This window comes from Sutcliffiella cohnii (assembly GCF_002250055.1).
Taxonomy (GTDB): domain Bacteria; phylum Bacillota; class Bacilli; order Bacillales; family Bacillaceae_I; genus Sutcliffiella; species Sutcliffiella cohnii.
On record NZ_CP018866.1, the window covers coordinates 946,036 to 965,724 of the forward strand.

Annotated in this window: 16 protein-coding genes and 1 pseudogene; 10 read left to right on the plus strand and 7 right to left on the minus strand. The window is 36.3% G+C overall.

Translation table 11 applies throughout. The features are described from left to right. The first annotated feature begins 16 nt into the window (after positions 1–16). Positions 17–1,201 carry an amidohydrolase gene (locus tag BC6307_RS04535; RefSeq protein ID WP_066416677.1) on the plus strand — a complete coding sequence of 395 codons (1,185 nt, stop codon included), beginning with the start codon at positions 17–19 and terminating at the stop codon, positions 1,199–1,201. A 58-nt stretch (positions 1,202–1,259) separates the two neighbouring features. Here BC6307_RS04535 and BC6307_RS04540 read toward each other — a convergent pair whose 3' ends face one another. Then, positions 1,260–1,637: a DUF3899 domain-containing protein gene (locus BC6307_RS04540; RefSeq protein ID WP_066416635.1), complete on the minus strand. Its 378-nt coding sequence runs from the start codon at positions 1,635–1,637 to the stop codon at positions 1,260–1,262. A gap of 382 nt (positions 1,638–2,019) precedes the next feature. Here BC6307_RS04540 and BC6307_RS04545 point away from each other — a divergent pair. From BC6307_RS04545 to BC6307_RS04570, 6 genes and pseudogenes are all read left to right on the plus strand, one after another. After that, positions 2,020–3,713 (plus strand): annotated as a pseudogene (locus BC6307_RS04545) (peptide ABC transporter substrate-binding protein). 155 nt (positions 3,714–3,868) lie between these two features. After that, positions 3,869–4,798 carry an oligopeptide ABC transporter permease gene (gene opp3b, locus BC6307_RS04550; RefSeq protein ID WP_066416631.1) on the plus strand — a complete coding sequence of 310 codons (930 nt, stop codon included), beginning with the start codon at positions 3,869–3,871 and terminating at the stop codon, positions 4,796–4,798. Next, a complete protein-coding gene (gene opp3C, locus BC6307_RS04555) occupies positions 4,798–5,805 on the plus strand; it encodes an oligopeptide ABC transporter permease (protein ID WP_066416628.1) in 1,008 nt (335 codons plus the stop codon). Before opp3b ends, opp3C begins: the two co-directional genes overlap by 1 nt. Before the next feature lie 22 nt (positions 5,806–5,827). Further along, positions 5,828–6,895 (plus strand): ABC transporter ATP-binding protein, encoded by a 1,068-nt coding sequence (locus BC6307_RS04560; RefSeq protein ID WP_066416626.1) that lies wholly within the window; start codon positions 5,828–5,830, stop codon positions 6,893–6,895. Beyond that, a complete protein-coding gene (locus BC6307_RS04565) occupies positions 6,896–7,837 on the plus strand; it encodes an ABC transporter ATP-binding protein (protein WP_066416623.1) in 942 nt (313 codons plus the stop codon). Between the two features lie 245 nt (positions 7,838–8,082). Beyond that, on the plus strand, positions 8,083–9,285 hold the full coding sequence (locus tag BC6307_RS04570) for a putative glycoside hydrolase (protein WP_066416620.1): 1,203 nt from the start codon (positions 8,083–8,085) through the stop codon (positions 9,283–9,285). Positions 9,286–9,495: 210 nt separating this feature from the next. Here BC6307_RS04570 and BC6307_RS04575 read toward each other — a convergent pair whose 3' ends face one another. Beyond that, positions 9,496–9,684: a hypothetical protein gene (locus tag BC6307_RS04575; protein ID WP_066416618.1), complete on the minus strand. Its 189-nt coding sequence runs from the start codon at positions 9,682–9,684 to the stop codon at positions 9,496–9,498. Between the two features lie 183 nt (positions 9,685–9,867). On the opposite strand from BC6307_RS04575, the gene BC6307_RS04580 reads away from it, so the two are divergent. Beyond that, on the plus strand, positions 9,868–10,440 hold the full coding sequence (locus BC6307_RS04580; protein WP_066416616.1) for a GNAT family N-acetyltransferase: 573 nt from the start codon (positions 9,868–9,870) through the stop codon (positions 10,438–10,440). A 170-nt stretch (positions 10,441–10,610) separates the two neighbouring features. On the opposite strand, the gene BC6307_RS04585 is transcribed toward BC6307_RS04580, so the two are convergent. From BC6307_RS04585 to BC6307_RS04595, 3 genes are read right to left on the minus strand one after another with little or no spacing between them, the layout of a single operon-like run. Further along, the gene (locus tag BC6307_RS04585; RefSeq protein ID WP_066416614.1) at positions 10,611–11,342 is read right to left on the minus strand and encodes an SGNH/GDSL hydrolase family protein; all 732 of its coding nucleotides are present in this window, start codon (positions 11,340–11,342) and stop codon (positions 10,611–10,613) included. Positions 11,343–11,365: 23 nt separating this feature from the next. Continuing rightward, complete coding sequence (locus BC6307_RS04590; RefSeq protein ID WP_066416611.1) at positions 11,366–14,431, minus strand: efflux RND transporter permease subunit; 3,066 nt, start codon at positions 14,429–14,431, stop codon at positions 11,366–11,368. Then, on the minus strand, positions 14,428–15,654 hold the full coding sequence (locus tag BC6307_RS04595; RefSeq protein ID WP_066416609.1) for an efflux RND transporter periplasmic adaptor subunit: 1,227 nt from the start codon (positions 15,652–15,654) through the stop codon (positions 14,428–14,430). The genes BC6307_RS04590 and BC6307_RS04595 overlap by 4 nt, the downstream gene beginning before the upstream one ends. Before the next feature lie 408 nt (positions 15,655–16,062). Here BC6307_RS04595 and spxA point away from each other — a divergent pair, with 408 nt between their 5' ends. Then, complete coding sequence (spxA, locus tag BC6307_RS04600) at positions 16,063–16,461, plus strand: transcriptional regulator SpxA (RefSeq protein WP_066416607.1); 399 nt, start codon at positions 16,063–16,065, stop codon at positions 16,459–16,461. 585 nt (positions 16,462–17,046) lie between these two features. Further along, positions 17,047–18,309, plus strand: a complete 1,263-nt coding sequence (gene ltrA, locus BC6307_RS04610; RefSeq protein ID WP_066422026.1) for a group II intron reverse transcriptase/maturase — start codon at positions 17,047–17,049, stop codon at positions 18,307–18,309. Positions 18,310–18,430: 121 nt separating this feature from the next. Here the strand turns inward: ltrA and BC6307_RS04615 are convergent, their stop codons facing one another. Continuing rightward, positions 18,431–19,096, minus strand: coding sequence for a TerC family protein (locus tag BC6307_RS04615; protein WP_066422073.1), 666 nt, complete (start codon positions 19,094–19,096; stop codon positions 18,431–18,433). Continuing rightward, on the minus strand, positions 19,087–19,245 hold the full coding sequence (locus tag BC6307_RS24710; protein ID WP_157729274.1) for a hypothetical protein: 159 nt from the start codon (positions 19,243–19,245) through the stop codon (positions 19,087–19,089). The genes BC6307_RS04615 and BC6307_RS24710 overlap by 10 nt, the downstream gene beginning before the upstream one ends. Positions 19,246–19,689 lie beyond the last annotated feature (444 nt).

Genomic DNA, 19,689 nt, shown 5'->3' on the forward strand with positions numbered 1-19,689 from the left:
GAAAGGGGACCTTTTTATGAGAGAACAATTGATGACGATGTTAGAAGAACGAAAAAATGAAATGATTGATATTCGTCGTTATTTACATGAAAATCCTGAACTTTCCTTTCAAGAGGAAAAAACAGCAGCATATATAGCAAGTTTTTATAGTGGAAAAGATGTTGAGATCGTTACAAATGCAGGTAATGGGGAGGGTATAGTTGTTACGATTAAAGGTGAAAAACCTGGTAAAACTGTTGCATTAAGAGCTGACTTTGATGCGCTTCCGATAAAAGAGGAATTGGATGTTCCTTTTAAGTCAAAAAATGATGGTGTTATGCATGCTTGTGGTCATGATGCTCATACAGCTTATCTACTCGTTTTAGCGGACTGTCTAATTCAATTAAAGGACAAGCTACATGGAACGGTAAAAATCATACATCAACATGCAGAAGAAGTTCCACCTGGAGGAGCAAAAAGCATTGTAGAAGAGGGACATTTAGATGATGTAGATGCAATTTTTGGCATCCATGTATTACCGCTCGCACCTGCAGGGACTGTTGGCTATCGTAGTGGCTACTCCTTTAATGGTCGATCCTATTTTAAACTAAACTTACAGGCAAGTGGTGGACATGGCTCATCGCCACATAAGGCAAATGACGCGATTGTTGCAGGTGCTTATTTCGTAACAGCAGTGCAAACTATTGTTAGCCGTAGAGTTGACCCAATGAATGCGGGCGTTGTAACAATTGGATCGTTTGATGGTAAAGGAAGCTTTAATGTGATTAAAGACAGTATTGAAATAGAAGGGGATATTCGCTATTCCAACAATGAAACGAGAGAAATTATTGAGAAAGAAATTCATCGTATTGTGAAAGGAATAGAAGAACTTTTTGGAGTTAATTGTGAACTAACGTATGAACGAGACTATCCACCGCTATATAATGATCCAACATTGACAACCTTTGTTTCGGAAACTTTGAAAGAGGTGGCAGATGCAGATATTAAAGAAATAACAGAATTCCCTATGATGTCTCCATCAGAAGATTTTGCGTACTATTTAGAGAAGGTTCCAGGCTGTTATTTTTATATCGGTTGTACACCAAAAGGAGTAACTACACCATATTTCAATCATCATCCTAAGTTTGATATCGATGAAGAAGCTATTCTCGTTGCCGCAAAATCAGTAGGTTATGTTGTTTTAGAGTACATGAATAGCTAAAGTCATATTAGGTAAAAAGCTCACGATAATGTGAGCTTTTTCTACTTGAAAGTGCTCATTAAAAGTTATAGAAAAAGTATAAAGAAAACATCATGCATAAAAACAATATACAAGCCCCGCTAAACATCGTAGTTAATCTAATTGGTGCCGCTAATTCGGAAGGAGGTCGCATATTACGGACATCATGTTCCATTTCTTTTAATGCTTGTTTTGTTGCAAAAATTCTCCTGAATCCATATGTAATTCCATCAAAGAAGCCTTTTTGAGTAATAAAAACAAACAACGATACAAAAATCATTACACTTGATACAGCAAAAGAAGTATTAATAAAAGTGAGCAAATTGATTGTTCGGTAGTAGACAAGGCTAATAAGTAATGTGAGTGCTAAAAAAATGAGAAAGTATATCGTACTTTGTCGCAAATGCTTAACGAGCATTAGTATAAAACTCCTTACTTTTGTAACGTTCGTAAAACAAACAACATAGTGTGTTTCCTAAACGTAACATCTTTAAAATTGTTATAAAAAGTATTGTACAAAAACGTATATAAAAATACAAATGATACACTATAAGGTTAGAATTACTTATTGTAACATCTTTGTAACATTAGGCTAGGGTGAGGGGTGTTTAGTAATTTAGCACACTAAAATATATAGGTCTAAAGAACTATTTTATTTCCTATGAAGGTAGTCATAACAGTACTTTGTTACTTTTGTGTAAAAAAAATGTATGCAAAATGTTTAGAAAACTTGTATAATAAAATTCGTTACCTCAAACAGCGACACAAATCGACATAATTTTAGAAGGGGGATAAACAAAATGAAAAAGTCTAAATTTTTGATGTTCTTAACTTTTTCTCTTGTACTTAGTTTATTTTTAACAGCATGTGGTGCTGGCGGAAATAACAATGCACAAAATGGTGGGACAGGTACTGATCAACAAGCAGGTGAAGGAGAGCCTACTGGACCACAAGTACTTAACGTTTTAGAAAGTGCGGAAATCCCAACAATGGATTCTGTACTTGGAACAGATGCAGTTGCTTTTAACGTTATGAACAACGTATTCGAAGGATTATATCGTCTTGATGAAAACGATGAAATCGTAGAAGGTATTGCAACTACTCATGAAGTAAATGAAGAAGGAACAGTTTATACATTCACTCTTCGTGAAGATGCTGTTTGGTCTAACGGGACACCTGTTACTGCAAACGATTTCGTTTTTGCATGGCAACGTGCTGTAAACCCTGAAACAGGATCTGAATACGGTCCATATATGATGACAGGTAAAATCCAAAATGCTACTGAAGTTGCAAACGGAGACCTTCCGATTGAAGAACTTGGTGTTAAAGCATTAGATGATTACACTCTAGAGGTAACATTAGAGCAACCGGTCGCATACTTTTATCACTTATGACATTCCCAACATTCTACCCTCAAAATCAAGAGTTCGTAGAAGAACAAGGTGACAGATACGCATTAGAACCAGAACATTTAATTTATAACGGTCCATTCGTACTTGATAGCTGGGAGCATGAAGTTGGTTGGACAATGAAGAAAAATGCTGACTACTGGGATGCTGAAACGGTAGTATTAGATGAAATTAACGTAAAAGTTGTTAAAGAAGTATCTACTGGTGTTAACCTTTACACAACTGGTAACATTGATATTTCACCAGGATTATCTTCTGAGTTCGTTACTCAATTCCAAAATGATCCTAACTTAACACAAGAATTAGAACCAGTTATTTTCTGGTTAAAGCTTAACCAAACTAGAAATGAAGCTTTAGCAAACGAAAACATTCGTCGTGCTATTGCAATGGCTGTAAATAAAGAAAACTTAACGAACATTATTTTAAATAATGGATCTATCCCGGCTGATTATTTCATCCCAACTGGATTCGTAACTCACCCAGAAACTGGGGAAGACTTCCGTGATGAATACGGTAACTTTAACTCATTCAATGTAGAAGAAGCACAACAATTATGGCAACAAGGTTTAGATGAATTAGGTGTAGATTCTGTAACGTTAGAAATTCTTGGTGGCGATACTGAGTCTGCGAAAAGAATGCAAGAGTATTTCCAAAACCAATTCGAAACTAACCTACCAGGTTTAACTATTCGTCTTAAAGAAGTACCGTTCGCACAACGCTTACAACTTGATGAGCAATTAGATTATGACATGCAAGTTGCAGGTTGGGGTCCAGACTATTTAGATGCAATCTCATTTGCTAACCTTTGGGTTACAGATGGTGGAAATAACAAGATGGGATATTCTAACGAAGAATATGACCAATTAATTAACGATGTAATGACAACTCATGCAAATGACCCAGCTGCTCGTTTTGAAGCAATGCAAGAAGCTGAGCGTATTGCATTAGAAGAGGATGCAGCAATTGTACCTCTTTACCAACGTGGTACAACTAGATTATGGCAACCATACGTGAAAAACGTATACCAACATAACTTTGGTCCAGATTTCACTTACAAGTGGACTTATATCACTGGTAAAAACTAAGGAATAAGTTATATCAGAATAATTAATTTTCTTTCGAAAGTGGAGAAAAGAGAGTATATTAGTACATATACTCTCTTTTTCCCTTATATTGAAATTTTCGCATTTTAAAGAAAATTTTCATACTTTTACAATACATCTAACAGGAGGTGCGGTTAATGGCAAAGTACATTTTAAAGCGATTACTGTATATGTTCATTACTTTATTCTTAATCGCTTCATTTACATTTTTCTTAATGAAATTGATGCCTGGTACTCCTTTTACGATGCAAGAAAAACTAACCGATGCGCAAAAAGTAATACTGCAAGAAAAGTATGGGTTGAATGACCCTGTCCCTGTGCAGTATGCAAAATATATGGGCAGTTTATTAAAGGGTGACTTAGGTATATCCTTTCAATACGATAATAGATCTGTTACAGAAATTATCGGTCAACGAATCGGTCCGTCAGCACAATTAGGTTTTCAAGCGTTAGTAGTTGGAACTATAGTAGGTATATTTTTAGGGGTGGTAGCAGCACTCAATCAAAATACTTGGATTGATTACTCATCCACGATCCTATCTGTAATTGGAAAATCTATTCCATCCTTCGTATTTGCAGGGCTATTACAGTATTATTTGGCAGTACAGTTAAGGTTGTTCCCTGTCGCCTTTTGGAATGGATGGGAGTATACGATATTACCAACGATTGCATTAGCAATGTTCCCAATTGCGATTGCATCCCGTTTTATGAGAACAGAAATGATTGAAGTATTAGGGTCAGATTATATTACATTAGCAAGAGCAAAAGGAGCTTCTTCCTTTGATATTGCTTATAAACATGCCCTTCGTAATGCACTAATCCCGGTTGTTACGGTATTAGGACCTTTATCAGTAAGCTTAATGACAGGTACTCTAGTAATTGAAAAAATCTTTGCTATTCCTGGTTTAGGAGAGCAGTTCGTAATTTCCATTCAAACATTAGATTATCCTGTAATTATGGGGACTACGCTATTCTTTGCGGCATTGTTTATTTTCGTAATTTTATTAGTTGACCTTCTTTATGGAGTTATCGACCCGCGTATTCGCTTAGCTGGAGGTAAGAAATAATGAAAAACAACTATGAAAACTTAAATAAAGATTTATTTCAACCGGCAGCTATTGATCCTAATAGTAGTGAAAAAATAACTAAACCGAGTTTAAATTATTGGCAAACAGCTTGGATTCGCCTAAAGAAAAATAAGGCTGCAATCTTTGGTGTATTCATTATAATTGTTATCGGATTTTTGGCACTTTTTGGGCCATTTATGAATGAATATACCTTTAAAGAACAGGACTTAACTAGATCAAATCTACCTCCGAAAATTCCAGTTATTGAGAATTTAGGAATACTAGACGGAACGAAAAACGGTGTAGATATGTACGAAGCAAGAGGGGTAGAGGATTATTTCTGGTTTGGAACAGATGCACTAGGCCGTGACCTTTGGACTCGTGTATGGACTGGTACTAGAATCTCTATCTATATCGCGTTACTTGCAGCAGTAATTGATATGATTGTTGGTGTTGCTTACGGTGGTATTTCCGCATTTTATGGTGGACGAGTAGATAACGTGATGCAACGTATTATTGAAGTTCTAGTAGGAATACCGAACCTTGTTATCGTTATTTTGATGATCCTAGTAATGGAACCAGGTATTATAGCGATAACCATAGCCTTAACCATCACCGGTTGGGTTGGTATGGCCCGGGTTGTTCGTGGCCAAATATTAAAGCTAAAAGGTCAAGAGTTCGTATTAGCGTCTAAAACGTTAGGATCTACGAATAATAGAATTATTTCTAAACATTTACTACCTAACGTAGTAGGAGTAATTATTATCAATACTATGTTTACCATCCCAAGTGCGATTTTCTTTGAAGCTTTCTTAAGCTTTATCGGTTTAGGGTTACAAGCACCAATGGCTTCTTTAGGTACTCTAATTGATGATGGATTTAAATCGTTGCAGATTTTCCCTCATATTATGATCTTCCCTGCAATCATTATCAGTTTATTAATGATCGCATTTAACTTAGTAGCTGATGGTATGCGAGATGCACTAGACCCTAAAATGAAAGATTAGTCATAAAGGTAGGTGAACAATAATGGAAAAAATACTTGAAGTAAATAACTTACACGTTTCTTTTGATACGTACGGTGGTGAAGTAAAGGCAATCCGTGGTGTATCCTTTGATTTGAAAAAAGGAGAAACGTTAGCAATTGTTGGTGAATCAGGTTCGGGTAAATCTGTTACAACAAAAACAATTATGCGCTTATTACCAGAAAATAATTCTCGTATTAAAGAAGGAGAAATATTATTTGATGGTAAAGATATAGCAAAATTAACAGAATCTCAAATGCAAAAAATCCGTGGTAAAGATATTTCGATGATTTTCCAAGACCCAATGACATCGTTAAATCCAACGATGATTGTAGGAAAACAAATTATGGAAGGTATCATTAAACACCAAGGACTTAGCAAAGGTGCGGCAAAAGAAAAAGCAATTGATTTATTAAGACTTGTTGGTATTCCAATGCCGGAAGAGCGTTTCAAACAGTATCCTCATCAATTTTCTGGTGGTATGAGGCAGAGGGTTGTAATTGCGATCGCTCTTGCGTGTAATCCAAAAATATTAATTGCAGATGAACCAACAACAGCGTTGGACGTAACAATTCAAGCTCAAATTCTTGATTTGATGAAGGATTTACAAAAGAAAATTGATACTTCTATCGTATTTATCACCCATGATCTTGGGGTAGTTGCGAACGTAGCAGATCGAGTTGCAGTAATGTATGCTGGCCAAATTATTGAAATGGGAACTGTTGATGAAATATTCTATGACCCACGTCACCCATACACTTGGGGGCTTTTAAGTTCCATGCCAGATTTAGATTTGAAAGAAGCGGCACTTTATGCGATACCGGGTACACCACCAGATCTATTAGATCCACCAAAAGGTGATGCATTTGCTCCGCGTAATGAGTTTGCACTGCAAATTGATCATGAAATGGAACCGCCAATGTTTAAAGTGTCTGATACACACTACGTTAAAACTTGGTTATTACATGAAAATGCTCCAGACGTACAACCACCACTAGCGGTTAAAAAACGTCAGCGCAATATGCCAAACAATTATGACAAGCCTGTTATGGTAAAGGACGGTGTTGAATAAATGGCTACGCAAGAAAAACTAGTAGAAATAAAAAACTTAAAGCAATATTTCAACGTCGGAAAACCTAACATGGTTAAAGCAGTAGACGGTTTAAATTTTGATATTTACCGTGGTGAAACGTTAGGTTTAGTAGGTGAGTCCGGTTGTGGTAAATCTACAACAGGACGCACGATCATCCGTCTTTACGATGCTACTGACGGTGAAGTATTGTTTGAAGGTGAAAACGTACACGGTAAAAAATCTAAAAAAGATTTACTAAAATTTAACCGTAAAATGCAAATGATTTTCCAAGATCCTTATGCATCCCTTAACCCAAGAATGACGGTTGCTGATATTATTGCAGAAGGATTAGATATTCACGGTTTGGTAAGTAATAAAAAAGAAAGATTAGCAAGAGTTCATGAATTGTTAGAAACGGTTGGTTTAAACAAAGAACATGCTAACCGATACCCACATGAGTTTAGTGGTGGACAAAGACAACGTATCGGAATTGCACGCGCGTTAGCAGTTAAGCCGGAATTTATCATTGCTGATGAGCCTATTTCAGCACTAGATGTTTCTATTCAAGCGCAAGTTGTTAATCTATTAAAAGAACTTCAACGTGAAAAAGGATTAACTTTCTTATTTATTGCCCATGACCTTTCCATGGTTAAGTACATTAGTGATCGTATTGGAGTTATGTATTTCGGTAAAATTGTAGAGCTTACAACGAGTGAGGAGTTATACAATAATCCGATTCACCCTTACACAAAATCACTATTGTCTGCAATACCTCAACCAGATCCTGATACAGAACGCCAACGTAAACGTATTGCATATGATCCGAAAATGCACAATTATTCAAAAGACGAGGAATTAAAATTACGTGAAATTAAACCTGGTCATCTTGTACTATGTTCGGAAAAAGAATACGCAGAATATAAAAAACAATATGGCAACTAATTATTGTAACGATCTCATTATTCGAGGTCGTTTTTTTTTATTTATAGTAATATTTAAAATATTATTAATATCTAATATATTTTACAATAGAATAATAAAAAATACTATTATAAATTTTCAATAAAAAGTAAAAGTAATACCTTTAATTGGACTTCGTTTTTTTTGAAGAATTTTGTTGAAATACATAAAATAATATCGAGTATCCTTTATAATAGAGGTAGCAGCAAAGTAAATGGGGGATAAAAATGGAAAAAAAATTATCGATCGTCGTCTCTATCGTATTGCTCCTAACACTCTTTCCAATAAAAAACGCAGCAGATGAAGTGAAAAGGATAACAACACATCAGTTAAAACCAATTATGACTCAACTACGTGAAATACCGAATGATATGGAAAGATTTGCATTTGATTCTGGTCATGTTTTTGAATATCCAGATGCTGTTAGAGGAATATATGTTACTGGTCATTCAGCTGGTGGAAGTAGATTTGAAAGCCTATTGGATTTAATGGACACAACAGATTTAAACGCGATGGTTATTGATATAAAAGATGACCATGGCTATTTAACTTACTTACCTGATGAAGGTTCACCTTTTTCTAATATTGCACAACCATATATTAAAGACCCACATCAAATGATAGCTACGTTAGAGGAAAAGCAAATTTATCCAATCGGTCGTATTGTTGTTTTTAAAGATAGTGTAATTGCAGAAATGAAACCTGAATGGTCGTTCTTAGATGGAGATAAAGTATGGCTAAATCGAAGAGGAGAAGCTTTCGTAAATCCATTTTTGAAAGAAGTGTGGGATTATAATATTGACATTGCAATTGAAGCAGCAAAATTAGGATTTCAAGAAATACAATTCGATTACGTTCGTTTTCCAGAAGGTTTTGAGAAGCGAGATGAAGATTTAAAATATAGTCTTGGCGATTATGAAGACATGGAATTAGACAATGTTCAAAAGAGAGTGGAAGCAGTTACAAACTTCGTTGAATATGCAAAAGAAAGATTAGAGCCATATAACGTTCAAGTAAGTGTAGATATATTTGGTTATACAGCAACGTTACCTGAAGCTCCTGGCATTGGCCAAAACTTCAGTAAAATTTCCGAGCATGTAGACGTCATTTCATCAATGATATATCCAAGTCATTGGACCGCCTATTTCGGAATTCCGAAACCAGACCTAGAGCCATATAAGCTTGTTGCTGAATATGCGAAGCTTGAAAATGCAAAGCTAGATCAATTAGAAAACCGACCAATATCAAGACCGTGGATTCAAGACTTTACAGCGACATGGTTAGGTGCGGGGAATTATATTCCGTACGGAAAAGCTGAAGTAGAAGCACAAATTCGCGCATTAAATGATAATGGAATTCATGAATTTCTATTATGGAATGCTGGAAATAGGTATACGTCAGGTGTTAACTATAAACCGAATAATGACTAGGGGCTGACCAAAAAGTCACAAAACAGTGGAGAAACGAATTGTTTTTCCACTGTTTTGTTTGTAAGGATTTCATTCAGAAAGTAGGTTTTCATGGTATAAAGAATAAACACAATTTGTAGTAATAACTAATGAAATTTTGAAATCCTAATAAGGGACACGAACAAAAGAAGTCCTAAAAGTCAGTTTCTACTGACTTTTAGGACAGCCCCGTTAATTATTGTTTTTTCCCCCAACATTTTTCCAACCTGTTTGGATACTTATTGATTTATCAGCAACGACTGTTTTCTTTTTTCCGCCAAAAAGTCTTTCCCCAATACCGTTTGTAAGAACACCCATCACAGCAGTTATCGCAATAATTAACACCATCACAATTGTAAAATCGATAAAGTAATCAAGCATAATTCCATCCCCTTTTTATGTAAAAATCTTTTTAATAACTATTTTTAGGAATTAAAATCTTTACCTCTTATCTTTATTGTATTGCATGTTTACCGGAAAAGAAAGGGGGGATATTAACATTTATAAGCACGAATCTGTTTTACGTTCACATATATATAAGGTAGAAAGGAGTTTAACTAACCTGTGAATTGGTATGAAAAACTAAACCAATATTTTCCAATAGAGGAAATGAAGTCGAAGGAACATATGGAATTATTATTAAAAGAGCAAGGGGAAGTTTATCATAAAGATGAAGGAGAACATCACGTATTAATGTATGCGGAGTTCGAACAGTTTATTTTTATTGACTATTTATTCGTGTCCAGCAACGCAAGAGGACAAGGGTTAGGTAGAAAACTTATTGAAAAACTAAAAAATAAAAATAAACCAATTATTTTAGAGGTGGAACCAATTGATTATGAAGATTCTGATTCGGAAAAAAGGTTGCGTTTTTACAAACGTGAAGGATTTCAGCATGCGTCCTCTATCGGGTATAGACGTCGTAGTTTAGCAACGAACGAAGTGAATCAAATGGAAATATTGTATTGGTCTCCAACAAACGAAGATGAGGAAACGATATACAATGGTATGAAAAAGATGTATGAACAAATTCATACGTACAAAGATAAGCAACTGTATGGTGAATCATATGAAGCTGTTGAAAAGGTATTAACATATAATGAAAATAATGAGGACGATATGCTACGGCAAATATAAACGAGGGATGTCCTAAAAGTCAGTAGAGACTGACTTTTAGAACTTTTTACATCTAACACATTAAAATAGAATAGGTTTAAATATTGCACGTATGTTAGTTATTAATACAAAGACAGTGGGAAAACGAATCGTTTCCCACTGTCTAAATGTTTTGGAGAGCCTTAACTTCTTCATTCTTGATTGAATTCCTCGTACTGTTTAATAAGCTCTTTCACGATGATGGTGTATCCTTCATCTGTAGGGTGGATGTCGTCCTCTTTTATATGCGTATACGTAGTTTCCTTATTAAAAAAAGGTTGCAAAGGGTTAATTAGAAACGTGTTATCTTTCTTACTATGTTTTTCTAGCTGCTCATTAAAGGCCTCCGCATATCTAACTCCAGGTTCACGTAACGGATGATTCTCTGGATATGGGTTATATAGGCCGATTAAATATATTTGAGCCTCTTTATTTAAGTCACGTAAAAAAGCATATAATGCATTATACGTTTGTTCTAACAAGAGCGCTCGCTGTTTTAATTCACGTTCTTCAACATTTGGTAGGGCTCTAATTGTTTGTAAAAAATCATTACCCCCAATAGAAAGTGTAATAATATCTGCCCCTTTTAGTCGGTTTTGCAAGCCTATATCTGTTTGTAGGTATGTGAGTAGCCCTATGCTTGATATTCCAGGTATCCCGTAATTTTCAACTGTTACTTCGTTAGCTTCTCTTAAATAGGAAACAAACTGTGGAACAAAACCGTTAATTCTTAAATAATTATGTTCTGTTGAGCCGTAACCTGCAGTTAATGAATCACCGATGGCAATGTACGAAATGTTTCTTGGTGATTCAGCGTTGGCTGCAGGATAAATGATAAAACAGGCAAAGAGAAGGATGAAAACAAATAAGCCTTTTTTGATCATTGTATTTTCCCCTCCAATACAAATTAGGCTGTTATTTGATCTTTAGCATTTCTTCTTTTTTCTCGCCATTGATCAAATAGGTAATAAACGACTGGGATGAAAATTAAAGTAATCACCGTTGCAAAGCTTAAACCAAATACGATAACAATTGCCATTGGTTGTTGAATCTCCATTCCCTCTCCAATTCCAATCGTTAAAGGAATTAAACCTAAAATAGTTGTTAGTGCAGTCATGAAGATTGGTCGTATTCTCGTAGGACCTGCTTCTAAAATTGCTTCTGTCGTTGAAAGACCTTGCTTTTTTAATATGTTGACATAATCTACGAATACAATCGCATTATTAACGACGATTCCGGTTAATATGAGCATCCCGACGAGTGAGCCAACTCCAATAGGTTGATTCGTTAAGAGTAACCCAGTAATTATACCTATTGCCGTTAGCGGAATAGAAAACATTATGATCAAAGGGTAGAAATAAGATTCAAATTGGCCGGCCATCACCATGTACACTAAAACGATTGCTAGAAGTAGAGCTCCTCCCAGCTTAAAGAAAGCATCGTTCATTTGCTCGTCTTGACCACCGAACGAGATTTTGTATTGGTTTGTTGGTAAATATATCCTATCTCTTAATTCCTTTTCAATATCGTCTACAATACTGCCTAAATCACGATCTACAATATGGGCATTTACCGTTATTTCCCGTAAACGATTTGTTCTCGTAATTTGCGTTGGCCCTTGTCCGCGACTAATGCTAGCAACAGCTTGTAACGGAATCGTTTCACCGAGTGGTGTTGTAATAAGTAAATTTTCAAGCTGTTCAATAGATTGAGTATATGTATCTTCTAATGCAAGTCGAATATTTAACTCTTCACCGTCTCGAGCAAGTTGAGAGGCAACAATACCTCTAGTAGCGTTCGAAACAGCCATTGCTACTTGAGCGCTACCTATCCCGTATTGACTAGCTTTTGTGCGATCAAGCTGAACAACTATCTCAGGGTTCCCTTCTGTATAGTTAGAAGTAGGTTCTCTTACACCGTCTACCTCTGAAATTATAGAAATGACATCATCTGCTATACCTTTTAAAGTGTTTAATTCTGGTCCTGTAATGCTTAATGAAATAGGATGAGATGAAAAGCCGGAATCGCTAGATGAAATTGAAATATCCGCGCCAGGAATGTTTTTTAAACGTTGCCTAATGTCATCTGCTATTTGCATATCTGTTCTATTCCGTTCATTTACAGGTTTTAATAAAATACTATAATTTGCTCGGTTCGTTTGCGTACCTGCTCGAACGGAAAAGTTATCAGCTCCGCCAACTGTAATAAACGTAGAATCTATTTCATCTAACATTTGTAATTGTTCATTAATATCTTCCATAACAGCGTAAGTTGCTTCTAAAGCGCTTCCTTCTGGCAACCTAGCCGACATAGAAATAAAACTTTGGTCCTGTTGAGGTAAAAATTCTTTTCCTAAGAACGGAATGCCTATTAGTGAAATAGAAAACAGAAATAAAACGAGCGAAACCGTCTTTTTTGGGTGTTTAAGTGCTGATTGTAATACACGTCTGTACCATTGAGTAAAAGTAGAAAACCTTTCTTCGAAATTCGATTGCTTTTTATTCACCTTTAAAAGAAGGGAAGAAAATAAAGGTACAATAATTAAAGCTGTAAATAAAGATGCTAGTAATGAAAAAGAAATAACTAAAGCGAGTGGTTTAAACAATTGAGCTGCTAAGCCGTCAACAAATACAATCGGTAAAAAGACGATTACGGTCGTCAAAGTAGAAGCAACGATAGCAGGTCCAACTTCCCCAGCCCCTTTAATTGCGGCATCCTTTAAAGACAATCCACTTTGGCGTAGGCGATAAATGTTCTCTAAAATAACAATCGCGTTATCGACCATCATACCAATACCTAATGCTAATCCACCAAGCGTTAATAAATTGAGAGTTTGACCTGTGAAATACATAAAGATAAAAGTAGTAACGATAGATATAGGAATCGAGAAGGCGATAATTAATGTGCTTCGTACATTTCTTAAAAAGAGAAAAAGTACTAGTGCTGCAAGTATACTACCAACAATCATATTTGTTGCTACTGCTCGAATGGATTGTTCAATAAAATCACTCTGGTTAAAGATTGATTTTATTTGTACCCCTTCTGGTAATATTTTTTTCATTTCTTCTATTTGTTTTTCGATATCATTTGCTACAGTAACTGTGTTAGAGCCTGATTGTTTTAAAATAGAAATACCTACAGCAGGCTCCCCGTTTAAGTAACTAAGTTGAGTCGTTGGCTCTAATGTTTCTATTATTTCACCAAGCTCATCAAGTGTAATTACTCCGTTTTTAGTTGGAATTGGAAGACTTTTAACGTCAAAAATATTTTCATATTGTCCAGTTATTCTTATTGGTAAATTTTGATTTTGGTCCTGTAGGGCCCCTCCAGGTAAATTTAAATTTTCAGAGGCGATAATTTGTTGAAGTTGATCTAACGTTACTCCATAAGAATTTAATTTATTTGGATCTAACGTAATTCGTATTTCGTTCGCAGCCCCACCTTCAACAGAAATGGATGCAATCCCATCAACATTATTTAAAACAGGGACAATTTCTTGCTCAGCCAATTGTTTTGCTTTTGTCATTTCACCAGTCGGATCGGTAACAGCTAATTGAACAATCGGTAAATCACTAGGATTAAACCGTAGAACTCTCGGTGTATTCGCACCAGCTGGTAAAAAGTCACGAACCGAATCGATTCTTTCTCGCATGTCGAGTGAAGCAAAATCCATATCTGTACCCCATTCAAAGGCGACTAGTACAAGTGAACCTCCAGACCGAGAAATGGAAGTAACAGATTCTACGTTAGGTAAAGTTCCCATCGCATTTTCAATAGGGCTTGAAACTAAGTTTTCAATTTCCTCTGGACCTGCCCCTTCGTACGTTGTCGTAACAGCCACGATAGGGAATGTTAATTCAGGAAATAAATCCACAGGCATTCCTCTCATACTTACTCCACCTAATATAAGCATGAGAACAATAACCATAGACATTGCTATTGGTCTTAAAACGGATAACTTTGCTATATTCATGAATCTTGTCCACTTTCTTGAATTAAAATTTCAGAACCATCTTTCAATCGTTCCTTCCCAGAGGTTACGACTATGTCACCTTCGGATAAACCTTCCATAACTTGAATAACTTTATCATCTCTGAAACCAACTGTTATTTGTCTTCGAACCGCCTTATTATTTTCAATTACAAAAACATATGGTTCATTTTCTTCATACAGGACTGCTTCGATGGGCACTACAGTTTGGGCCTCTAATTCATCAATATCTACAATTGCAGTAGTTCGCATTCCACCTAATATTTTCCCTTCTGTATTACTTACAGGTACTGTAACGGTAAACATATTTGTTTGTTGGTTAACAGTAGGTGATACGACATCAATGGACGATTCGTACGAGTCAGATACACCTTGAAAAGTTAAGGTTACATTTTGCCCAGGTAATAAACTACTAACTTGATAACTATTCACAGCAAAGGTTGCATTAATTGTATCAAGTTGAATAACGGTAGCGATCGGTAATTGTGGCGTCGCAATTCCATCTTCTATAACATTTAATTCTGATATAATGCCATCAATTGGACTTGTGATGCGTGTTAGTTCTTCTAATTGCTCCGCTTGTCTCAAACTTTGGCGTGCTTGTTTTAATTGCATTTCTAATTCTGCTGTATTAAAGGTTGGTATTTGTTGAACTTGACTAGCTACAGACGAAAGTTGTGCTTGTTTTATCATTACTTCTATTGAACTTTGAATTAAATCTAGTGAGGTGACTGCTCCAGTCTCAACACCGTCTAACAGGCTTTGAGATTTTTGTAGAGATTGGTTTAATTCCTCTTGGAGTTTGGGTATTTCAGAAAGAAGAGTATCATTACTCGCCATATTTTCCACTTCTTTCATTTTAGATAATGCATTTTCTAGTTCATTTATCGCTTCTCTTGTTTGAGCGACTTGTTCTTTTGCAGTTGAAGAATCTAACGTAACGATTAGGTCGTCCTTTTTAACACGATCTCCAATTCGAACGTGAACTTTCTCAACCGTCAGAGGGGAAGTAGTTAATAGGGGCATTTGTACACTAGGTACTGCAACACCAGATAACTCAATGGAATTCGTAATGTTTTGAACGGAAACAGTTTCTACTGTTACAGGAATTTCGTTGCCTTCCGTATTTTGACTTGTTATTTCTTTTTGAGTACAAGCTACTAACAAGAAAGGGAGTAAAAATAATAATAGAAATTTTTTAAACAAAAAATATCACCTCTTACTTATGTTGTCTAAATATAAAACTATCATGTATAAGTGCAGCGTACAATTTAAGATTTAACAGGATATAAAGGGAGTGTTGGAAATGTTAACATTTTGTGAACATTCGTTAAAACGTTCAAAAAAATGAAACTTTTATATTCGATTTTTCGTTATATAATGTATAAAGAGTAGTCATTAATAATCATTATCAATGGCTAAATATTAAAGGAGTGAGGAAAAAAAGTACATACAGGAAGTGTAAAGTGTATAAATAGAAGAAATTAGACTATATTTTTTAACATTTTTCATGTATAATTGATAATAGAAATTACTAAATTAAAGTTATTTCAAATAAGAATAATTATTATAGATTAGCATTGTCCATATTCGTTAAAAGGAGAGGAAAAGTTCATGGTAACGTTATATACATCTCCAAGTTGTACATCTTGTCGTAAAGCAAAAGCGTGGTTAGAGGAGCACGATATTCCATTTAAAGAAAGAAACATTTTTTCGGAACCACTATCTCTACAAGAGATTAAAGAAATTTTACGAATGACAGAAGAAGGTACAGATGAAATCATTTCAACAAGATCAAAGGTATTCCAAAAACTGAATATAAATGTGGAATCGATGCCTTTACAGGAGCTGTACTCTGTTGTTCAAGAGCACCCTGGGTTATTAAGAAGACCAATTATTATTGATGAAAAAAGATTACAAGTTGGATACAACGAAGATGAAATTCGTAGATTTTTACCACGTAAAGTTAGAAGTTATCAATTACGAGAAGCACAACGCTTAGTAAATATGTAATTAAAAAGAGGTCAATCATAGATTGACCTCTTCGTTATTGTGTGCCCGGCATGGGTGTAGGCTCTAGGGTGCAAGTCCCGAACGGCGAAGGCAGTAGTAGCCGTAGCTCAAGACAAGGATATGCGGGGTGACCTTCATATCTGAAGGAAGTCGGCGGCAAACTTCTGCTCCGAGGAACACGAATCTCATATAAGGCTAGGTGATACTGGATGAGTCTGCAATACAAGACAAAGTCCATACTGCCGAAGGTGTCACAGAGTAAATGAGGCGGAGACATGGAAGGAAAGTCTACACTCTTACCCGGGGAGAACCTGTCGATACGCCGTACTCATACGGTAAGCTTATCTGTGAGGATAGGTTGAACGACAGGCGTCAGCAGAAGCCATAGTACTTATTCGCTTAAGAGGATAAGGAAGGGCTGAACTGGTTATGGAAAATAGGAACTAGGCGTATCTTCCATTCAATGAAACAGAAAACAAGGTACCTGTTTATCGGAGGAAATGGTGAATCCATGGGGGACGATGAATAGGGTGGAGATTGGAAAGAACACAATCAGAAAACCTATTTACGATGGAGGTTATATCAATGTTAATGGAACAAATCCTGTCACGGGAAAACCTACTTAACGCAATTAAGAGAGTAGAAAGGAACAAGGGAAAGCATGGAGTGGATGAAATGCCAGTTACTGCTCTTCGCGGACATATTATGCTCAATTGGAATGATCTACGCAAATCCCTTTCCGAGGGAACCTATATCCCTTCCCCTGTCCGTCGAGTCGAAATCCCGAAATCAGATGGCAAAGGGAAGAGGAAACTAGGAATCCCAACCGTGACAGACCGTTTCATTCAACAGGCAATTACCCAAGTGCTTACCAAAATATACGACCCTGGATTCTCTGAATGTAGCTTTGGTTTTCGCCCAAACAGGCGAACGCATCAAGCAGTCAAGCTGGCTCAAAGCTACATAGAAGAAGGATATAGATGGGTAGTGGACATCGACCTCGAGAAGTTCTTTGACAAGGTCAATCATGATAGATTAATGAGTAAGTTAGCTACGAGGATTAAAGACAGAACTTTACAAAGAATAATTAGACGCTTTCTAACCTCAGGCGTTATGGAAGGCGGACTTGTCAGTCCAAACCTTGAAGGCACACCGCAAGGCGGACCACTAAGCCCATTACTTTCAAATATTGTTTTGGATGAGCTAGATAAAGAGTTGGAACGCAAAGGGCACCGTTTTGTCCGATACGCCGATGATTGTAATATCTACGTGAAATCTAAAAGAGCCGGTGAAAGGGTTATGAAAGCTATGACTCAATTTATCGAAGGGAAACTTAAGTTAAAGGTTAACAGAGAGAAAAGTGCTGTAGACCGACCTTGGAAAAGAAAATTCCTCGGATTCAGCTTTACAAATAACCGAAAACCGAAGGTGAGAATATCACCTCAATCAATAAAACGGTTTAAAGATAAAATAAGGAAACTTACAAGCAGACGTAGATCAATAGCTATGGAAGATAGACTTTTTAAACTTAACGAATATCTCGTTGGATGGGTTAACTACTACCATTTAGCTGACACTCGTTCTGTAATCGTTAAACTTGAAGGATGGCTTAACCGAAGATTAAGAATGATTCGCTGGAAGGAATGGAAACTCCCGCGTACAAAGGTCAAGAGACTCATCGAACTGGGTATACCGAAATGGAAAGCACACGAATGGGGCAATACGAGGAAGGCTTATTGGAGAATATCCAAAAGTCCTATACTACACAAAACACTAGGGAAAGCATATTGGCTTTCCCTTGGATTGAAAAGTATTACTGCGAGATATGATTTACAACGTTCGACATAACTGGAACCGCCGTATACGGAACCGTACGTACGGTGGTGTGAGAGGGATAAATGGAGGTTAGTCGCCTCCCCCTATCTCAATTTTTAATTATAGATAATAGGAATAGGAAAGACTGGAAATTTTATTGAATAGTCGTTCTTCTCGTAAACTTTTGGATATAGGATAAGCCTGTTACGAATAAGATAACGGCAAACGGAAATATATTAAGCCAATTCGAAGAAGGAATCGCATGTTGAATCATCGGCTCCGAGATCATCATCTTACCAGCTGTGTATGCTAAAATAGCGGCTCCGATGTATATAACAATAGGATATTTCTCCATGATTAAAAGGATAATTTTACTTCCCCAAATAATGATCGGAATGGAGAATAGAAGTCCAATAACTACAAGAATAAACTGTCCATGTGCTGCTCCTGCTACTGCCATAACATTATCAAATCCCATAACGAGATCTGCTACAATTATTGTTTTAATAGCAGTGAATAAAGAAGCGCTACCGCGTACATTAACTTGCTCTTCTTCTTTCTTTAACAATCCGTAAGCTATGTAAGCAAGTAAAACACCGCCAACAAATTGTAGAAAAGGGACTGTTAATAAGTAGACAGCGAGAATAGTTAATACAATACGACAAACGATAGCTAATACTGTTCCAATAATGATCGCTTTATTACGAAGTTTCTCTGGTAGTTCACGACATGCTAACGCAATTAAAATAGCATTGTCACCACCAAGTATAATATCTATCCCAATTATAATAAGAATGGAAGTAATTAATTCTATGTCCACGATATCTCTCCTTCTTGTCCCATTAATATTAAATATAATGGGGAAGCGAGGATAATATGCTTGTTTTTTTCAAACGAACTTGATAGTCTTATGGAAAGTAAATGGATATTGCTTTTATTTTGTTTGAAAGCTCCAGTTTGATTGGACATAAGCGAGCCGCCTCCGCTTTTCAGATTGTCTAGCTCCGGGCGTTAGCGGCTATCAAACTTCCCTTTCCTTCTGTACGATAAGTCAACATCAGCTCACTGACGTTCGCTGTGTTTCCTTTATCTCCGGCAGGAAAGGTCCAGTTTGTACGCCGCTACCAAACGCCCTCCGCTTTTCGGATTGTCTAGCTCCGGCGGCTAGGTCCGGCTCAAACTTCACTTTTCCTCCGTACGATAAGTCAACATCAACTCGCCTCCTGGCTCGTTGTGTTTCCTTTATCTCCTGCGGAAAAGCTCCAGTTTGATTGGACCTGAGCGAGCCGCCTCCGCTTTTCGTATAGGCAGGAGTCGTTTTTTTGAAATTTAGCATTTTTTATTTCCATTCCAACAATAAATGTCATAGAATAAGAGTACAAGGTATTTTATTGATGCATAGACTATATGTTT